General features: G+C 56.3%; 15 protein-coding genes and 1 tRNA gene. All 16 read right to left on the bottom strand.

Annotation, left to right across the window (positions count from 1 at the left end; all coding sequences use genetic code 11):
- Window positions 1-2: 2 nt before the first annotated feature.
- Complete coding sequence (gene ccmC / locus Q0239_RS11960) at window positions 3-719, bottom strand: heme ABC transporter permease CcmC (RefSeq protein ID WP_298603119.1); 717 nt, start codon at window positions 717-719, stop codon at window positions 3-5.
- Between the two features lie 126 nt (window positions 720-845).
- Window positions 846-1,709: an OmpA family protein gene (locus Q0239_RS11955; RefSeq protein ID WP_298603118.1), complete on the bottom strand. Its 864-nt coding sequence runs from the start codon at window positions 1,707-1,709 to the stop codon at window positions 846-848.
- Between the two features lie 151 nt (window positions 1,710-1,860).
- Window positions 1,861-2,892, bottom strand: a complete 1,032-nt coding sequence (locus Q0239_RS11950; protein ID WP_298603116.1) for a Glu/Leu/Phe/Val dehydrogenase dimerization domain-containing protein — start codon at window positions 2,890-2,892, stop codon at window positions 1,861-1,863.
- Window positions 2,893-2,980: 88 nt separating this feature from the next.
- Window positions 2,981-3,057 (bottom strand) — tRNA-His (locus Q0239_RS11945).
- A gap of 90 nt (window positions 3,058-3,147) precedes the next feature.
- Window positions 3,148-3,375, bottom strand: coding sequence for a 50S ribosomal protein L31 (rpmE, locus tag Q0239_RS11940; protein WP_298603113.1), 228 nt, complete (start codon window positions 3,373-3,375; stop codon window positions 3,148-3,150).
- Between the two features lie 105 nt (window positions 3,376-3,480).
- Window positions 3,481-3,936 carry a 3-hydroxyacyl-ACP dehydratase FabZ gene (gene fabZ / locus Q0239_RS11935; RefSeq protein WP_298603110.1) on the bottom strand — a complete coding sequence of 152 codons (456 nt, stop codon included), beginning with the start codon at window positions 3,934-3,936 and terminating at the stop codon, window positions 3,481-3,483.
- A 5-nt stretch (window positions 3,937-3,941) separates the two neighbouring features.
- Window positions 3,942-4,685 (bottom strand): OmpH family outer membrane protein, encoded by a 744-nt coding sequence (locus tag Q0239_RS11930; RefSeq protein WP_298603107.1) that lies wholly within the window; start codon window positions 4,683-4,685, stop codon window positions 3,942-3,944.
- Window positions 4,685-7,339, bottom strand: a complete 2,655-nt coding sequence (gene bamA, locus Q0239_RS11925; RefSeq protein WP_298603103.1) for an outer membrane protein assembly factor BamA — start codon at window positions 7,337-7,339, stop codon at window positions 4,685-4,687. The genes Q0239_RS11930 and bamA overlap by 1 nt, the downstream gene beginning before the upstream one ends.
- A 103-nt stretch (window positions 7,340-7,442) precedes the next feature.
- Entirely contained in the window at window positions 7,443-8,561 is a 1,119-nt protein-coding gene (locus Q0239_RS11920; protein WP_298603100.1) for an RIP metalloprotease, read from the bottom strand.
- Window positions 8,551-9,723: a 1-deoxy-D-xylulose-5-phosphate reductoisomerase gene (locus Q0239_RS11915; protein ID WP_298603097.1), complete on the bottom strand. Its 1,173-nt coding sequence runs from the start codon at window positions 9,721-9,723 to the stop codon at window positions 8,551-8,553. Before Q0239_RS11915 ends, Q0239_RS11920 begins: the two co-directional genes overlap by 11 nt.
- A complete protein-coding gene (locus tag Q0239_RS11910) occupies window positions 9,720-10,460 on the bottom strand; it encodes a phosphatidate cytidylyltransferase (protein WP_298603094.1) in 741 nt (246 codons plus the stop codon). Before Q0239_RS11910 ends, Q0239_RS11915 begins: the two co-directional genes overlap by 4 nt.
- The gene (uppS, locus tag Q0239_RS11905; RefSeq protein WP_298603177.1) at window positions 10,457-11,167 is read right to left on the bottom strand and encodes a polyprenyl diphosphate synthase; all 711 of its coding nucleotides are present in this window, start codon (window positions 11,165-11,167) and stop codon (window positions 10,457-10,459) included. The genes Q0239_RS11910 and uppS overlap by 4 nt, the downstream gene beginning before the upstream one ends.
- Before the next feature lie 29 nt (window positions 11,168-11,196).
- Window positions 11,197-11,754 carry a ribosome recycling factor gene (gene frr / locus Q0239_RS11900; protein ID WP_115548660.1) on the bottom strand — a complete coding sequence of 186 codons (558 nt, stop codon included), beginning with the start codon at window positions 11,752-11,754 and terminating at the stop codon, window positions 11,197-11,199.
- Window positions 11,755-11,757: 3 nt separating this feature from the next.
- Window positions 11,758-12,483, bottom strand: a complete 726-nt coding sequence (gene pyrH / locus Q0239_RS11895) for a UMP kinase (protein ID WP_298603090.1) — start codon at window positions 12,481-12,483, stop codon at window positions 11,758-11,760.
- A 108-nt stretch (window positions 12,484-12,591) separates the two neighbouring features.
- On the bottom strand, window positions 12,592-13,518 hold the full coding sequence (gene tsf / locus Q0239_RS11890; protein WP_298603087.1) for a translation elongation factor Ts: 927 nt from the start codon (window positions 13,516-13,518) through the stop codon (window positions 12,592-12,594).
- A gap of 153 nt (window positions 13,519-13,671) precedes the next feature.
- A partial coding sequence (rpsB, locus tag Q0239_RS11885; protein ID WP_298603084.1) for a 30S ribosomal protein S2 occupies window positions 13,672-14,377 on the bottom strand: 706 nt, incomplete at its 5' end.

Below are 14,377 nucleotides of genomic sequence, written 5' to 3'. Positions count from 1 at the left end.
CGTCAGTCCTCGGCCATTCTGCGCATGCGCGCCTCAATGCGGATTTCGGCAAGCTGCGCACGCATCCGCATCAATACTACTCCGCCGAAAATCAAGGTGAAGCCCAACGCGCTGGCGAACAATGGCCATAGATAGGCGGCGTCGATTGACGAACCGCCCAGCGTGATACTCGCCTTCTGGTGCTGGCTTTCCCACCACACCACCGAACGGTTGATGATCGGAATGTTGACCGCGCCGATGATGCCAAAAACGGCAGCCGTGCGGCTGACGCTGCCCTTCTCGCTCGATGCGTTAGCGAGCGCGATATAGCCGAGATAGAGAAAGAACAGGATCAGCATGGAGGTCAACCGACCGTCCCACACCCACCAGGCACCCCAGGCCGGGCGCCCCCAGATAGAACCGGTAATCAGGCAAAGTGCAGCAAACACCGCCCCCGGCACAGCAATCGCCCTGGCCGAAACCCCGGCGAGCGGATGCCGCCACACCAGTTGCACTATGCTGGCGATCGCTATCCCAGTCCAGCCTCCCATCCCCAGCCAAGCGGCGGGAACATGGACGAACAGGATTTTGACGGTTTCACCCTGAAGGCGTTCGGCGGGAACCTGTGTGAGCCCCCACCAGCAGGCACCCATTACAAGCAATATGCCGGGCCATAGAAGCAATGGCGTCAGCGGTTTGGCAATGCCGAGAAAGCGGGCGGGATTTGCAAAGCGATGCATATAATATGACTCGCCCGCGCCTCTAGCACCGCTTGAAGGGGACGCCAATTGATTTGGCGCAAATTGCCCCGCATGCTCACGGTCATTTTGCCATGCCGGGGCGAGCCGGAGCCCGCCCCGCAATAGTTAGAACCCGTCGACGCTCTTGCTGACGAGGATATTTACGGCAACACGGCGGTTCTGCGCCTTGCCTTCGGGGGTGTCATTGTCCGCAGCCGGATCGGCTTCGGACATACCCGTGGGCGTTAGCATGCGATAGGGTTTCCAACGGCAATGCTGTTGCAGATAGTTGATCACGCTGCTGGCCCGCTTTTCGCTCAGCGTCTGGTTATATTCTTCACTACCAACAGAGTCGGTATAACCGACGACCAACAATAATGCATTGTCGGTCGATTCAGCCTCAGACGCTGCGGCGCACAAATCAGCCTTGGCATTTGAAGAAAGCTGAGACTTGCCAGTGTCGAAATAGACGTTGGTCACGCCCTTGACGTTATATTTGTCGATATCGGCCATCCGACCACGCAGCGCCTCTGTCGCCGCAGTCTGTTCGGCAAATTGCTGTTCGGTGCCGTTACGGATCATGTTGGCGGTTTTGAAATCGCCTTTGCGGAAACTGACTTGGCTGGCAACCAGCCCGCCTTCCCATTGCAAAGTTTTCACGGTCACTGGCAATCCATTTAGCAACGCAGCATTGCCCAATTTGCTGCGACCGCCGAAAAGACCCGAACTGGTCTTCACTTTTGTCGCTTCAGTGATAGCAATAATCGTGCTGTTGCCGTCCTCAGTCTTGACCTTGAGTTTTTCGCCTGTGCGCGCAACAATCACGCCTTTGATGTCCGGCCCCTTGGCCATGGTGCTGAGATCAGGCAAGCTGCCCTCGACGATAATGGGGTCATAGCTGGGCTGCTGTGCATAAAGGCTGCCCGAAATCGGAACGGTCATCATTGCAAGCAGCACGATACCGCCCGTCCTTTTGGAAGCGACACGCATCTTATTCTCCTTCATATTGTACGCGTCAAAAGCCTGTTCAGGCGAACCTTGCTGGCAGATGAATATCCGCCAAAAAGCGTGCATACTGAGGGTAACAAGAGCGTAACATGCGGTAAAGCGTTTATGGCCTTGCCACAATTTAAGCAGCAAATCAGCGCCCGATCAGGCCCTGCGCAATGCGATCTGCTACCTCTGCAGGGGTATCGCCGCTCGCTTCGCTTTCATCCCATATCTGGTGCAGGCGACCGGGAATGGTATCGATGCGTGCGTTGATGGCCGCATCGTCGGCATCATCAATGTGGCGCAACACATTGATAATGCCCCCTGCATTAATCACATAGTCCGGGGCATAGACTATTCCCCTGTCAGCCAACTGACGGCCCTGTTTCGCAGTGGCCAGCTGGTTGTTGGCCCCCCCGGCGACAGCCTTGACCTTCAGGCTCGCCACGCTCGTCTCAGTCAGGATTGCACCCAGTGCGCAAGGACTGAAAACATCTGCCTCAACCGCCATGATAGCGTCTGTTGCAACTGTTTCGGCACCAAGTTCGGCGGCTAGTGACGCAGCACGATCTGCATTCACGTCGGCCAGCGTCAACCTCGCGCCTTCCGCAGCCAGATAGCGCGCAAGGCCGCCACCAACGCTGCCGACACCCTGAATGGTGAAGTGCATGCCCTTAACGTCTTCGCTTCCAAGCGCGCGTTTTGCCGCAGCTTTGACGCCCAGAAAGACACCTCGCGCGGTATAGGGACCCGGATCACCGCCCTGCCCCGGCAGGCCCGCAACGTGCTTCGTTGTCTGCGACAACGTGACCATATCTGCCTCCGACATGCCAACGTCCTGAGCGGTAATGTAGCGACCACCAAGCGAGTCGACCGCACGCGCAAAGGCATCGAGCAGTTCGCGCGGCTTGCTGCGATTGGCATCGGCGAGGATGACGGCTTTGCCGCCACCTGCGGGCAGCCCCGCCATCGCGTTTTTGTAGCTCATTCCGCGCGATAGCCGCAACGCGTCGGTCAGTGCGGCCTGTTGGTCGGCATAATGCCAGAAACGCGTACCACCTGCTGCCGGCCCTAAATGTGTGGAATGAATTGCAATCACCGCGCGCAAGCCGGTTTTTGGGTCATCGAACAGATGGACCGATTCATGAGCGTCAAAATCGGGCAAGTCCCAGAGCGCAGGCATGACAGCTTCCTAACGAGTCGCGAGAAATTACGAAGCTGCGCAATAATATTACGCAGCCACTTTGTCAGCTATAAATGTCAGGAAAAAATGGGGCGATCGACGGGATCCGAACCCGCGACCTCTGGTACCACAAACCAGCGCTCTAACCAACTGAGCTACGATCGCCACAGCGCCTGAAGAAAGGCAGGCGCGTCCTTATGTGCAAAGGATGCCGGGCGTCAACCCGGCACCTTTCAAATCCATTGGCCAAAAGGCTTATTTCTTGAGCGTAAGCCCACCGAAACGCTTGTTGAACTGGGCAACACGACCGCCCGAATCAAGCATGGTGCCACGACCACCTGTCCATGCCGGGTGCGACGTCGGATCGATGTCGAGCTGCAGCGTATCGCCTTCCTTGCCCCAGGTGGAGCGGGTTTCGAAGACGGTGCCGTCGGTCATCTGCACCTTGATCATGTGATAATCGGGATGGATATCGTTTTTCATAACATTTCTCCTTTGCGGCCCGGTTTCCGACCGGAGCCAGGATTTGCGAAGCGCCGCCCTTAGCGACGCCATCATATAAATGCAAGCATTCTGGAAGCCGTCGCGTCAGGCCGGTGGGTCGGCGATCATCGCCATGAATTCGGCTTCCGCCGCGACCTGATCGCCGATCAACGCCTGCCCGGCAAATTTGCATACGCGTGGCCGCTTTTGCGTGAACTGGACGTTCAGGGTCAGCAGGCAGCCCGGTTCCACGGGAGCGCGGAACTTGGCATTGTCGATTGCCATGAAATAAACCAACTTTCCTGAGCCGGCGAGCCCAAAGCTTTCCATAGCCAAAACACCGGCAGCTTGCGCCAGCTCTTCAACAATCAGCACACCTGGCATGATCGGGCGACCTGGAAAATGCCCCTGAAAAAAGCCTTCGTTGATCGTCACCGCCTTGATGGCCGAGATCCGCTCATCCACAACCAGTTCCTGGACGCGATCGACAAGCAGCATCGGATAGCGGTGCGGAAGCACCGCCATCACGCGCCGGACATCATAGTTAGTGAAGTCGCTCATCGAATTTAGCGGCTTTCGGGTTGGGGCTGTGCGGGTGCCGCAGGTGTGGTCGCCGCCGGAGTTGCCGGTGCGGCGCCCTGCTGGGCCGCTTGTTGAGCCTGCGCATTGCGGATCGCCTGTACGCGGGCGGCGGTCAGCAGACGCTGCTGAATCTGCTCATAAAGCGCGCCCGTCGACTGTTTAGGCTGCCAGTTTGCCGGCGGCGTAATCGCGACTGTCGGAAGCGCGACATCAATGGCTGCCGTAACAGCTTTGGTCACGTCAACAGCATCCGGAGCCCAGATGAATGCATCGGGCGACAGGATCATGTTGATTTTCTTTTGCGTAACAACTTGTTGCTGTGCCGCCGCATAGCGATCAGCAATGCTTTCAACGGCGAAGGCCTGCGCCGTCACAATTGGCTGTTGAAGCTGTGCTATTTCGCGTTCTTTAGCCTCAAGCTGTGTCAGCAGCGGGTTCTTCGCCTTAATTGCCGCATCCAGCTCTTCCTGCGTCAGATTCTTGTCTTTGTTGGTGTCAAGCTGCGCATTGATGTCATTAATCTCTTTGCGCTTCGTCTGAATCATCTGACTGTTATTCGCATAAGTCGTACCGATTTGCTGGTAGGCCTGCGAAAATGCCTTGGTCTGCATGATAGCATCGGTCGTATCGAGCGTTGCAATGCCGGCGACTTGGGCGCTCGCGCTACCTGCAAAAAATGCAGTGCCTGCCAGAAAAGCGGCAAAGGCGGTCTTGGAAAACTTTGTCATCAGAATTGGGTTCCTACGTTGAATGTAAATAATTTGGTATCGTCGCCCGGCTCTTTTAGCAGCGCGCGCGCTAGATCGATTCTGAACGGACCAAAAGGTGAGTTCCAGTTCACGCCTACACCGACCGATACGCGCGGCTTCCAGCTGTCACCGAAAAACCGTTCTTCGAATTGCAATACGGGGACACGTGCAGAGCCATCAGCATTGGTTGCCACGGTTGATGTCTCCAAAACTGGCGTCGCCCCTGACGTATTCACATTGTAGTATAGAGGCAGGCTGGGAGTGGTGGTGGTCGCGGTCGATTTTTGCTGGACAGTCTGCAAGAGTGGCGTGGTAACGTTGAAAACAGCACCGGCGTCAATGAATATCGACGGCCTTAGGCCGAGTTCCTTTGCACCGCTTCCGAGCGGAATCTGCAGTTCTGCCCGGCCTAGATAATAGGCGCGGCCACCAATGGCATCATCCTGGATTTGCTTGCGTTCCAGCCGCGGAACGTTGACCGCCACACCGTTCTGGATCTCGCCGTCAAAGAAGATGCGCTGTACTCGAGGACCAACACCGCGAATGTCGAAACCGCGGATTTGCGGTTCGCCAAGATAAAAACGGTCGGTCAGCCGGACATCATCGATACCTTGTGCAGCCGAGCCGCGATTTTCCAGCGGATGGATATATCCACCCTCGGCTGAAAATGACAGAACGAAGCCGCTGTCGGTTACTCTGAAGTGCTTGTCGGCATTCAGTCGAGTCCTGATATAGCGAACATCACCGCCAAGACCCGCAAAATCCTGACTTATGCTGAAACTATGCCCGCTTGTCGGACGAATACGATTGTCACGGGTATCGTAAAGCAGCGTGTAACCCAAGGTCGATGTCAAACGATTGCCGATGGCATCACACAGGAAACGACCGGCAAGCACGGGGTCGCAAGCTGCAGGCAACGGGCCCGTCCCATCCGGATCCGTAAAGAACAGATTGCGATCAAGCGAGATATCGTCGTGGCTTAAGCCATAGCGCGCCTGAAAATAGAGGAACTCATTGACCGGAACGCCCGTGCGCAGCTGGAAGCCCGTGGTTGCCTGCTCATAAGTCGTATTGCGACTGTTGTTAAAGAAGTTGAAGCTGTTCAGGTCTCGACGGAAAACGTCACCTGAAAGAGCTATCGAGCGGTCAAACAGATAGGGCTCGGTAAAGCCGATTTCGGCGGATTTCGAATAGCTCGAATAGGAGATATTGGTCCGCAGTTCCTGACCTTTGCCACGGAAATTGCGCTGAGTAATCGAACCTTGGAAGATAAAATTCTCGATCGACGAGAAACCAGCCGATAGCGAGAGCTCACCAGTGGCTTTTTCTTCCACATTGGTTGTCAGGACGATGCGATCGGGAGTGCTTCCTTCCGCCTGTTCAACCTCAAGATCTTCCTGGAAATAGCCCAGCGATTTAATGCGATCTGTGGTGCGTTTTACGCCAATGCTATTGAAAGCATCCCCTTCGTTCAGGCGAAATTCGCGGCGTATAACCTTGTCCTGCGTGATGGTATTGCCGTTGATGTCGATACGCTCGACGAAAACACGCTGTGCCTCTGCAATATCGAAGGTGATGCTCATCGTGAGCGCTTCTTTGTCGCGATTAAACTGTGGGTTCACGTCGGCAAAAGCGTAACCGAACAACCCGGCGCTTTCCTGCAATCCTTCAACCGTATCTTCGACCAGCTTTGCGTTGTACCAGTCGCCATTCTTCATCCGTAAGGTTGAAGTCAAAGCGTCCGATTTGAAGTCCCGGATCTTGCTATCAACCTTAACATCTCCGAATTTGTAACGCTGGCCTTCTTCTACCACATAGGTGATGATGAAGTCTTTTTTGTCGGGCGTCAGTTCGGCCACCGCAGACACAACGCGGAAGTCTGCATAACCCTCGGTCAGATAAAACTGGCGCAGCTTCTGCTGGTCAAACGCGAGGCGATCGGGATCATAGCTGGTGCCCGAGCTGAAAATACTGGTCAGGCGCGCTTGCTTGGTGACCATCTCGCCACGCAGCTTTCCATCGGAGAATTTGTCATTGCCGATGATATTGATCTGGCGAACCTTGGATTTCGGCCCCTCGGTGATTTCAAACACAATATCGACGCGGTTCTGGTCGAGTTGAACCAGCTTGGGTTCAACCTGCGCGGCAAAGCGACCCTGACGCTTGTACAGTTCGACGATGCGTGCAACGTCGGCACGGACTTTAGATCGCGAATAAATCTGGCGGGGAGCGAGTTTGATTTCAGGCTCGATCTTGTCATTCTTGATGCGCTTATTGCCCTCAAGGATGATACGGTTAATTACCGGGTTTTCGCGTACTTCAATGGTGATGTCGCCCACATTGTTCCGTACGCTGACATCGGCAAACAATTCGGTCGCATACAGATCCTTCAGCGCCTGGTCGCCTGCGGCCTGGGTCCATTGCTGGCCGACACGAAGCCGGATGTAGGAACGGACGGTATCAGCTTCGAGGCGCTGCGTGCCGACAACGCTGATCGAACGGATCACATTGTCCTGTGGGGCGACCGTTGAAGCTTCACCTGTTTGCGCGGCAACCGGTACCGCCGACAGCGAAACCATCACCGCCAGCACAGAAGCGCCGATCCATTTGCCGGAAACCGAAGTTTTGCTCATAAATTCTCGACCTTCCTCTGGCCCCGCTATCGGAAAAATAATTGTTGCGCCCTTGCCCGAAGCGCCGGTTTCAATCAAGCAATCTGTAGATTCTATCCACGCCTCATTTGCCGAACAACCCGAACGACGCGAGATCATTGAACGTCACCATCAGCATGAAGCTGACCAAAACCGCAAAGCCGGCACGAAATGCCCATTCCTGGACAACCGGTGTAGCTGGCCGACGGCGCACCGCCTCAATCCCGTAAAGAAGTAAATGTCCGCCATCGAGCATTGGAATTGGCAAGAGGTTGATGAACCCCAAGTTAATCGAGATCATTGCTGTCAGCCAAAGGAAGGCTGCCATACCCAGCACAAACTGTTCACCTGAAACTTTGGCGATTTTCAACGGCCCGCCCAATTCGGATATCGGGCGGCGCCCTGAAATGATCTGGCCCGTGGTTTTGATCGTAAGACGTACGATATTCGCGGTTTCCTTGGTCGCCAACCACGGCGCCTCCAATATACTGACTTCGCGTATTTCGGCCCGTGGAATGGGCAGGCCCAATATGCCGCGGCTATATTTGTTGCCGAAGCGGTCCATCTCTTCGAGTACGCCAATCTTGGCTATTTCGGTGCGAACGGTGCCGTCCCGTTCATATCTGATGGGAATGCGTTCATTGGGGTGAACCGCTATTTCGGTAGCCAGCTTACCAAAACTGTCGACTGCAGTGCCGTTGACCGCAAGGATGCGATCACCGGGTTGAAGTCCCATTTTTTCGGCAGCCGTGCCTTCGGCAACGCTCTGCACCACCGGCGGGTTCACAGCCTGCCCATAGTGGATCAGGAAGCCGGATAGGATGGCAATGGCCAAAAGGAAGTTCACCGCTGGCCCCGCAAAAACTATCAATGCGCGCTTCCACAAGGCCTTTGACTGAAAGGTTTGGTTACGCTCTGCCGCCGACAGCCTCTCCCAATTTTCGTCAGGCTGGCTTGCCGGATTCATGTCACCTGCAAATTGCACATAACCGCCCAACGGCAAAGCACCGACGCGCCAGAGCGTCCCGCGCTTATCCACCCTGCCCCAGATTTGCGGGCCAAAGCCTATCGAGAATTTGTCGGCCTTCACGCCAAACCAGCGACCTACCCAGTAATGGCCGAGTTCATGCACAACGACGAGCGTACCAAGCAAAAGCAGGAACGCAAAAAGGGTGACCAGAATGTGCGGGGATTCAAGCTGCATGTGGCAATTTTTCCATCAGGCCCTTTGCATAAGCGCGGGCGGCTGCATCAATGCTGAACAAATGATCGAGCGAATGCGGCGCATTCGGCGAGTAACCGTCAAGAGTCGACGAAACGACATTTGCAATGTCGAGAAAGCCGATCTGCCCCTTTAAGAAAGCAGCGACAGCTACTTCATTGGCCGCATTCAGGATGGCAGGTGCTGCATCACCCTGCTCTGCCGCCGCTCGCGCCAGTCGCAATGCAGGAAAGCGTACCATATCCGGCACTTCGAATTCCAGCTTGGAGATGCGAGCAAGATCAAGCGGTTCGCAGTTGGTTTCCAGTCGTTCCGGCCAAGCCAACGTGCTTGCGATCGGAATCCGCATGTCTGGCGAACCGAGCTGCGCGAGGGTTGACCGGTCGACATATTCGACCATCGAATGGATCACAGATTGTGGGTGAACGACAATATCCAGCTTGTCGAGGCCGACGGGGAAAAGATGATGCGCCTCGATCAGTTCGAGGCCCTTGTTGAACATCGTGGCGCTATCGACGCTGATCTTCGCGCCCATATCCCAATTGGGGTGGGCTACGGCCTGAGCGGGCGTGACTGCGCGCATCTGATCGAGCGAGAAGGTACGAAACGGCCCGCCGCTGGCGGTGAGCGTGATCTTGCGCACCTGGTCGATGCGACCACCGGCGAGACACTGGAAGATGGCATTATGCTCGCTATCGACCGGCAGCAAGGTCGCACCTGATCGTTCGACGGCCGCCATCATCAGATCGCCAGCCGACACCAGCGCTTCCTTATTGGCAAGAGCAACTGTCTTCCCCGCCTCAATCGCGGCCATGGTGGGCGGCAGGCCCGCGCAACCGACTATCGCCGCCATTGTCCAGTCCGCACCCATTTGCGCAGCTTCGATAAGGGCGGAAGGACCAGCAGCAGCCTTAATCATGGTGCCAGCCAGCGCATCCTTCAACGTCGGATAGGCTGCTTCGTCAGCGACCACGGCGATTTCGGGTTCAAACTCAGTGGCCAACTTGGCCAATTCTGCCGCATTGCCATTGGCTGTGAGCGCAACGACGCGATATTTGTCGCGATGCTGACGAACTAGGTCGAGCGTGGATAGGCCCACAGAACCGGTTGCGCCGAAGATGGAAAGAGTGGGCTGCTCGCTCATGAAGCCAGCTTGCCCAACATTATTGCACCGCCAAGGAAAAAGAGAACAGCAAGGTGCCCATCTACGCGGTCGAGCAAGCCACCATGGCCAGGTATGGCATTTCCGGAATCCTTAACGCCCGCCTTGCGCTTCATCCAGCTTTCAAAAAAATCGCCGGTTTGGGCGACCACTGCGACGATAGCACCGATGCTGAGGCTGCCCAGCCAATCGATCTGCCATTCACCGCCAAACACACGCTCACGCTGGGCAATGTGGATATAGTCTAGCAACGCCATCATGCAGCCCGCTGCCAAAGCGCCGCCAACAAGGCCGGACCACGTTTTTGACGGGCTGATGCGGGGAGCAATTTTGGGGCCACCGATTGTGCGCCCTGCAAAATAGGCACCGATGTCCGTGGCGATCACGCCAAATATTACCAAGGCTGCTGTCGTTTCCAGAAAGCCAAAGCCAGGCGCCGATCCATATGCGTATTCATCGGCCAACATCGGCAACAGATAAGCAGCATTTCCGATATATGCGAACCCGCCAAGCATCCACACCGCTCGGCCGGCGATGCTGGAGGTCAGTTTGGCAACGATGCCCCACCATTCGACCATAAGCCAAAAGGCTGCGGCCAATACGAACAGGCGCAACATCAATCCACCCTGCCAGAACACAATCGCGGCGACGGCGACCATAACGACCGCAGACAATGTCCGAACGCCGAGATCAGACTTCTTCACTGCAGCCCCACTCATCGCCCGCCATAGCGCCTTTCGCGCGTGCCGAATTCGGCCAGCGCCGCATCGAATTCCGCCGGTGTAAAGTCAGGCCACAACGTTTCGGTGAACCACAGCTCAGCATAGGCGGCCTGCCAGAGCATGAAATTGGAAAGCCGCTGCTCGCCGGATGTGCGGATAAGCAAATCCAAAGGCGGCATGTCGGCAGTGTCGAGATGGCGTTCAATCGCTTCAGCCGTAATCGCACCCTCATGCGAGGCTGATTGCGCCGCGCGGACCAGCTCATCCTGCGAGCCATAGTTCAGTGCCACAGCCAGCGTGGTCCGTTTGTTGTGCGCGGTGCGAGCCAGCGCATCGTCGATCATGTCTACAATATCGGGAGCCAAAACTTTGTAATTGCCGATAATCTTGAGCCGCACATCATTGGCCGCAAATTCGTCGATATCCGATTTGATAAAGCCACGCAGCAACCCCATGAGGTCATTGACCTCATCTTCGGGCCGTTTCCAATTCTCGCTGGAGAATGCATAGAGCGACAGCGCTTCGAGCCCGGTAGTTGCAGCGTGGCGGACGATTTCGCGAACGACCTCGACGCCCTTTTTGTGGCCGAGCGCGCGCGGAAGGGGCCGCTTCTTCGCCCAGCGTCCATTGCCATCCATGATGATAGCCACATGGCCCGCGCCATGGGAGCCGTTCCCGCCATTCTCGGGGTCGGCCTGTTTCAGCGCCCTCGCCTTTGAGGAGCGCAGGCCAATCACTGGCTCATGATTTCCTTTTCTTTATGCACCGCGGCCTCGTCGATGGCCTTGATCGTGTCATCGGTCATCTTCTGCACTTCGGTTTCCAGGCGCTTGCGGTCGTCTTCGCTGATTTCCTTTTTATTTTCATCGGTCTTCAGTGCATCATTGGCATCGCGGCGGACATTGCGGACAGCGATCTTGGCCTTTTCGGCATATTGGCCAGCCAGCTTGGCTAGTTCCTTGCGGCGTTCTTCGGTCAAATCAGGGATTGGGAGCCGCAGTGTCTGGCCATCGGTGATCGGATTGAGGCCCAGTCCAGCCGAACGGATCGCCTTTTCCACCGGCGTCACGTTCGAACGATCCCATACCTGCACCGAAAGCATGCGCGGTTCGGGAGCGCTAACTGTTGCGACCTGGTTGAGCGGCATATTAGACCCGTACACTTCAACCACAATCGGGTCGAGCAGCGTCACATTGGCACGCCCGGTGCGCAGGCCCGACAGATCGCCCTTCAGCGATTCAACGGCACCTTTCATGCGGCGTTCGACATCGGCCTTGTCATATTGCGGCATGGTTCAATCCTTTTCTTGAGTGACTACGGTGAAGGTGCCACTTCCATCGAGCACCTTGAGAATATTGCCCTGTTCGCGGATCGAAAACACCACGATCGGGATTGAGTTGTCGCGGCATAACGCCACGGCGCTTGCGTCCATCACCTTCAGATTGTCTGAAAGGACACGATCGTAACTCAATGTTTCATAACGCTTTGCTGTCGCAACCTTTTTAGGGTCAGCATCATAGACGCCGTCGACTGAAGTACCTTTAAGCAACGCATCACATTTCATCTCGGCGGCACGCAGTGCGGCACCACTATCTGTTGTGAAATAGGGTGCACCCACGCCAGCCGCGAAGATCACGATGCGGCCTTTTTCAAGATGCCGCTCGGCTCGCCTGCGGATTACCGGCTCGCACACCTTGTCCATCTCAATCGCCGACTGCACGCGGGTCTGCACGCCCAACTGCTCAAGCGCATTCTGCATCGCCAACGCATTCATAACGGTTGCGAGCATGCCCATATAATCGGCCTGTGCCCGGTCCATGCCCTTGGCTGCGCCAGCCATACCGCGGAAGATATTGCCGCCACCAATAACCAGACACAGTTCCAGCCCGGTATCCTTTGCCGCCTTCACTTCAGCAGCAACGCGAGCGACTGTGTCGGGGTCGATCCCGAACGGCTGGTCGCCCATCAGCACTTCGCCGGACAGTTTCAAAAGCACACGGCGATAACGGCCATTGGCCATAAAATCCTCTTTCCCCAACTGCAGATGCAATAATGGCGCCCTGCTATAAGAGCGGAGCGCCATATCGCCAAGGCCTTATCCCCTGCCCTGCAGAGGATAGCCCGATTTTTACGCGCCGACGGCTGCAGCCACTTCAGCGGCGAAGTCAGAGACTTCCTTTTCGATGCCTTCACCAAGCTGATAACGGACATAGTCGACCAGCTTGATGTCCTTGCCAGCAGCCTTACCAGCTTGGGCAACGACTTCCGAAATCGGCGTCTTGTTGTCGATGACGAACAGCTGTGAGAGAAGCGCGTTTTCTTTCGCAAACTTCTTCATCGCACCTTCGACCATCTTTTCGACGATTTCGGCGGGCTTACCGCTTTCAGCCGCCTTTTCACGAGCAATCGCCGCTTCACGGTCCATCGTTTCCTGGTCGAGGCCGGTTTCGTCGAGCGCCAGCGGAAAAGCGGCTGCGATGTGCATCGCCAGCTGCTTGCCGAGGCCGTCGAGCGTCGCTGCATCGGCTTCGCTTTCGAGCGCGACGAGAACGCCGATACCGCCCATGCCAGCTGTTGCGGCATTGTGGACGTAGGAAACGACGCGACCGTTGTTGACCGAAATGGTGCGAGCGCGGCGGATAACCTGGTTTTCACCGATGGTTGCGATGTTGTTGGTCAGCACTTCCTGAACCGAACCACCATCAGGATAGGCCGCAGCAAGGATGGTTTCGGCATCATTGGCACCAACACCAAGCGCAACGCCGGTCACCTTGCGGACGAAATCCTGGAACTGTTCGTTCTTGGCAACGAAATCAGTCTGGCTGTTAACTTCAACTGCAGTGCCTTTGGTGCCATCGACAGCAACGCCGACAAGACCTTCGGCAGCCGTACGGCTCGATTTTTTCGCGGCAGTGGCAAGACCCTTGGCGCGCAGCAGATCGACGGCGGCTTCCATATCGCCATTGGTTTCTTCCAGCGCCTTTTTGGCATCCATCATGCCAGCGCCCGAACGTTCGCGCAGATCCTTGACGGCAGCAGCGGTAATTGCAGACATTATCGTGTCCTTTCGACTTTGGTTTGGCAGGACCAGTTAGGTCCAGAAACACGTCATCCCCGAAATCATCGGGGATCCATGGCCTAAAGCCTCGGTTGAAACCGGAATGTCAGGCCGTGGATTCCCGCTTTCGCGGGAATGACAATATTTTTGTTACGCTTCCGGGGCAGCTTCTTCGCTGGCTTCGGCGGTGGGGGCTTCTTCAGCCGCAACTTCGACAACCGCGGCTTCAACCGGCGGCTCTACCATTGCACCAAGGTCTTCACCGCGTGCTACAGCAGCACCCGTGTTGCCCTTGCTCGATGCTGCAGCAATAGCTTCGCAATAGAGACGGATCGCGCGGGCAGCGTCGTCATTCGCCGGAACCGGGAATGCGATGCCATCGGGCGAAACGTTCGAATCGAGAATACCGATTACCGGGATACCCAGAACATTGGCTTCCTTGATGGCGAGTTCTTCTTTGTTGGCGTCGATCACGAACATCACGTCCGGAATACCGCCCATGTCGCGGATGCCACCGAGCGACAGCTCAAGCTTGTCGCGCTCACGGGTCATCTGAAGGATTTCCTTCTTGGTGAAGCCCGATGTGTCGCCCGACAGCTGCTCTTCCAACGTCTTCAGCTTCTTGATCGAGTTCGAAACCGTCTTCCAGTTGGTGAGCATGCCGCCCAGCCAGCGGTGGTTGACGAAATGCTGGCCCGAAGCGCGCGCTGCATCGGCAATCGGACCCTGCGCCTGGCGCTTGGTACCGACGAACAGAACCTTGCCGCCTGCCTGCACGGTCGACGAAACAAAATCGAGCGCACGCGCAAAAAGCGGAACAGTCTGGCTGAGGTCAAGAATGTGAACGCCGTTGCGT

Source organism: uncultured Sphingorhabdus sp. (assembly GCF_937872355.1).
Classification (GTDB): Bacteria; Pseudomonadota; Alphaproteobacteria; order Sphingomonadales; family Sphingomonadaceae; genus Sphingorhabdus_B.
The sequence above is the reverse complement of the archived record's forward strand: the minus strand, read 5'-3'. Positions and strand labels throughout refer to the sequence as shown.

What these genes read in the sequence shown, in the direction of transcription:
- ccmC (WP_298603119.1), bottom strand. Translation starts at nt 719, where the DNA reads ATGCATCGCTTTGCAAATCCCGCCCGCTTTCTCGGCATTGCCAAACCG.
- Q0239_RS11955 (WP_298603118.1), bottom strand. Translation starts at nt 1,709, where the DNA reads ATGCGTGTCGCTTCCAAAAGGACGGGCGGTATCGTGCTGCTTGCAATG.
- Q0239_RS11950 (WP_298603116.1), bottom strand. Translation starts at nt 2,892, where the DNA reads ATGCCTGCGCTCTGGGACTTGCCCGATTTTGACGCTCATGAATCGGTC.
- rpmE (WP_298603113.1), bottom strand. Translation starts at nt 3,375, where the DNA reads ATGAAAAACGATATCCATCCCGATTATCACATGATCAAGGTGCAGATG.
- fabZ (WP_298603110.1), bottom strand. Translation starts at nt 3,936, where the DNA reads ATGAGCGACTTCACTAACTATGATGTCCGGCGCGTGATGGCGGTGCTT.
- Q0239_RS11930 (WP_298603107.1), bottom strand. Translation starts at nt 4,685, where the DNA reads ATGACAAAGTTTTCCAAGACCGCCTTTGCCGCTTTTCTGGCAGGCACT.
- bamA (WP_298603103.1), bottom strand. Translation starts at nt 7,339, where the DNA reads ATGAGCAAAACTTCGGTTTCCGGCAAATGGATCGGCGCTTCTGTGCTG.
- Q0239_RS11920 (WP_298603100.1), bottom strand. Translation starts at nt 8,561, where the DNA reads ATGCAGCTTGAATCCCCGCACATTCTGGTCACCCTTTTTGCGTTCCTG.
- Q0239_RS11915 (WP_298603097.1), bottom strand. Translation starts at nt 9,723, where the DNA reads ATGAGCGAGCAGCCCACTCTTTCCATCTTCGGCGCAACCGGTTCTGTG.
- Q0239_RS11910 (WP_298603094.1), bottom strand. Translation starts at nt 10,460, where the DNA reads ATGAGTGGGGCTGCAGTGAAGAAGTCTGATCTCGGCGTTCGGACATTG.
- frr (WP_115548660.1), bottom strand. Translation starts at nt 11,754, where the DNA reads ATGCCGCAATATGACAAGGCCGATGTCGAACGCCGCATGAAAGGTGCC.
- pyrH (WP_298603090.1), bottom strand. Translation starts at nt 12,483, where the DNA reads ATGGCCAATGGCCGTTATCGCCGTGTGCTTTTGAAACTGTCCGGCGAA.
- tsf (WP_298603087.1), bottom strand. Translation starts at nt 13,518, where the DNA reads ATGTCTGCAATTACCGCTGCTGCCGTCAAGGATCTGCGCGAACGTTCG.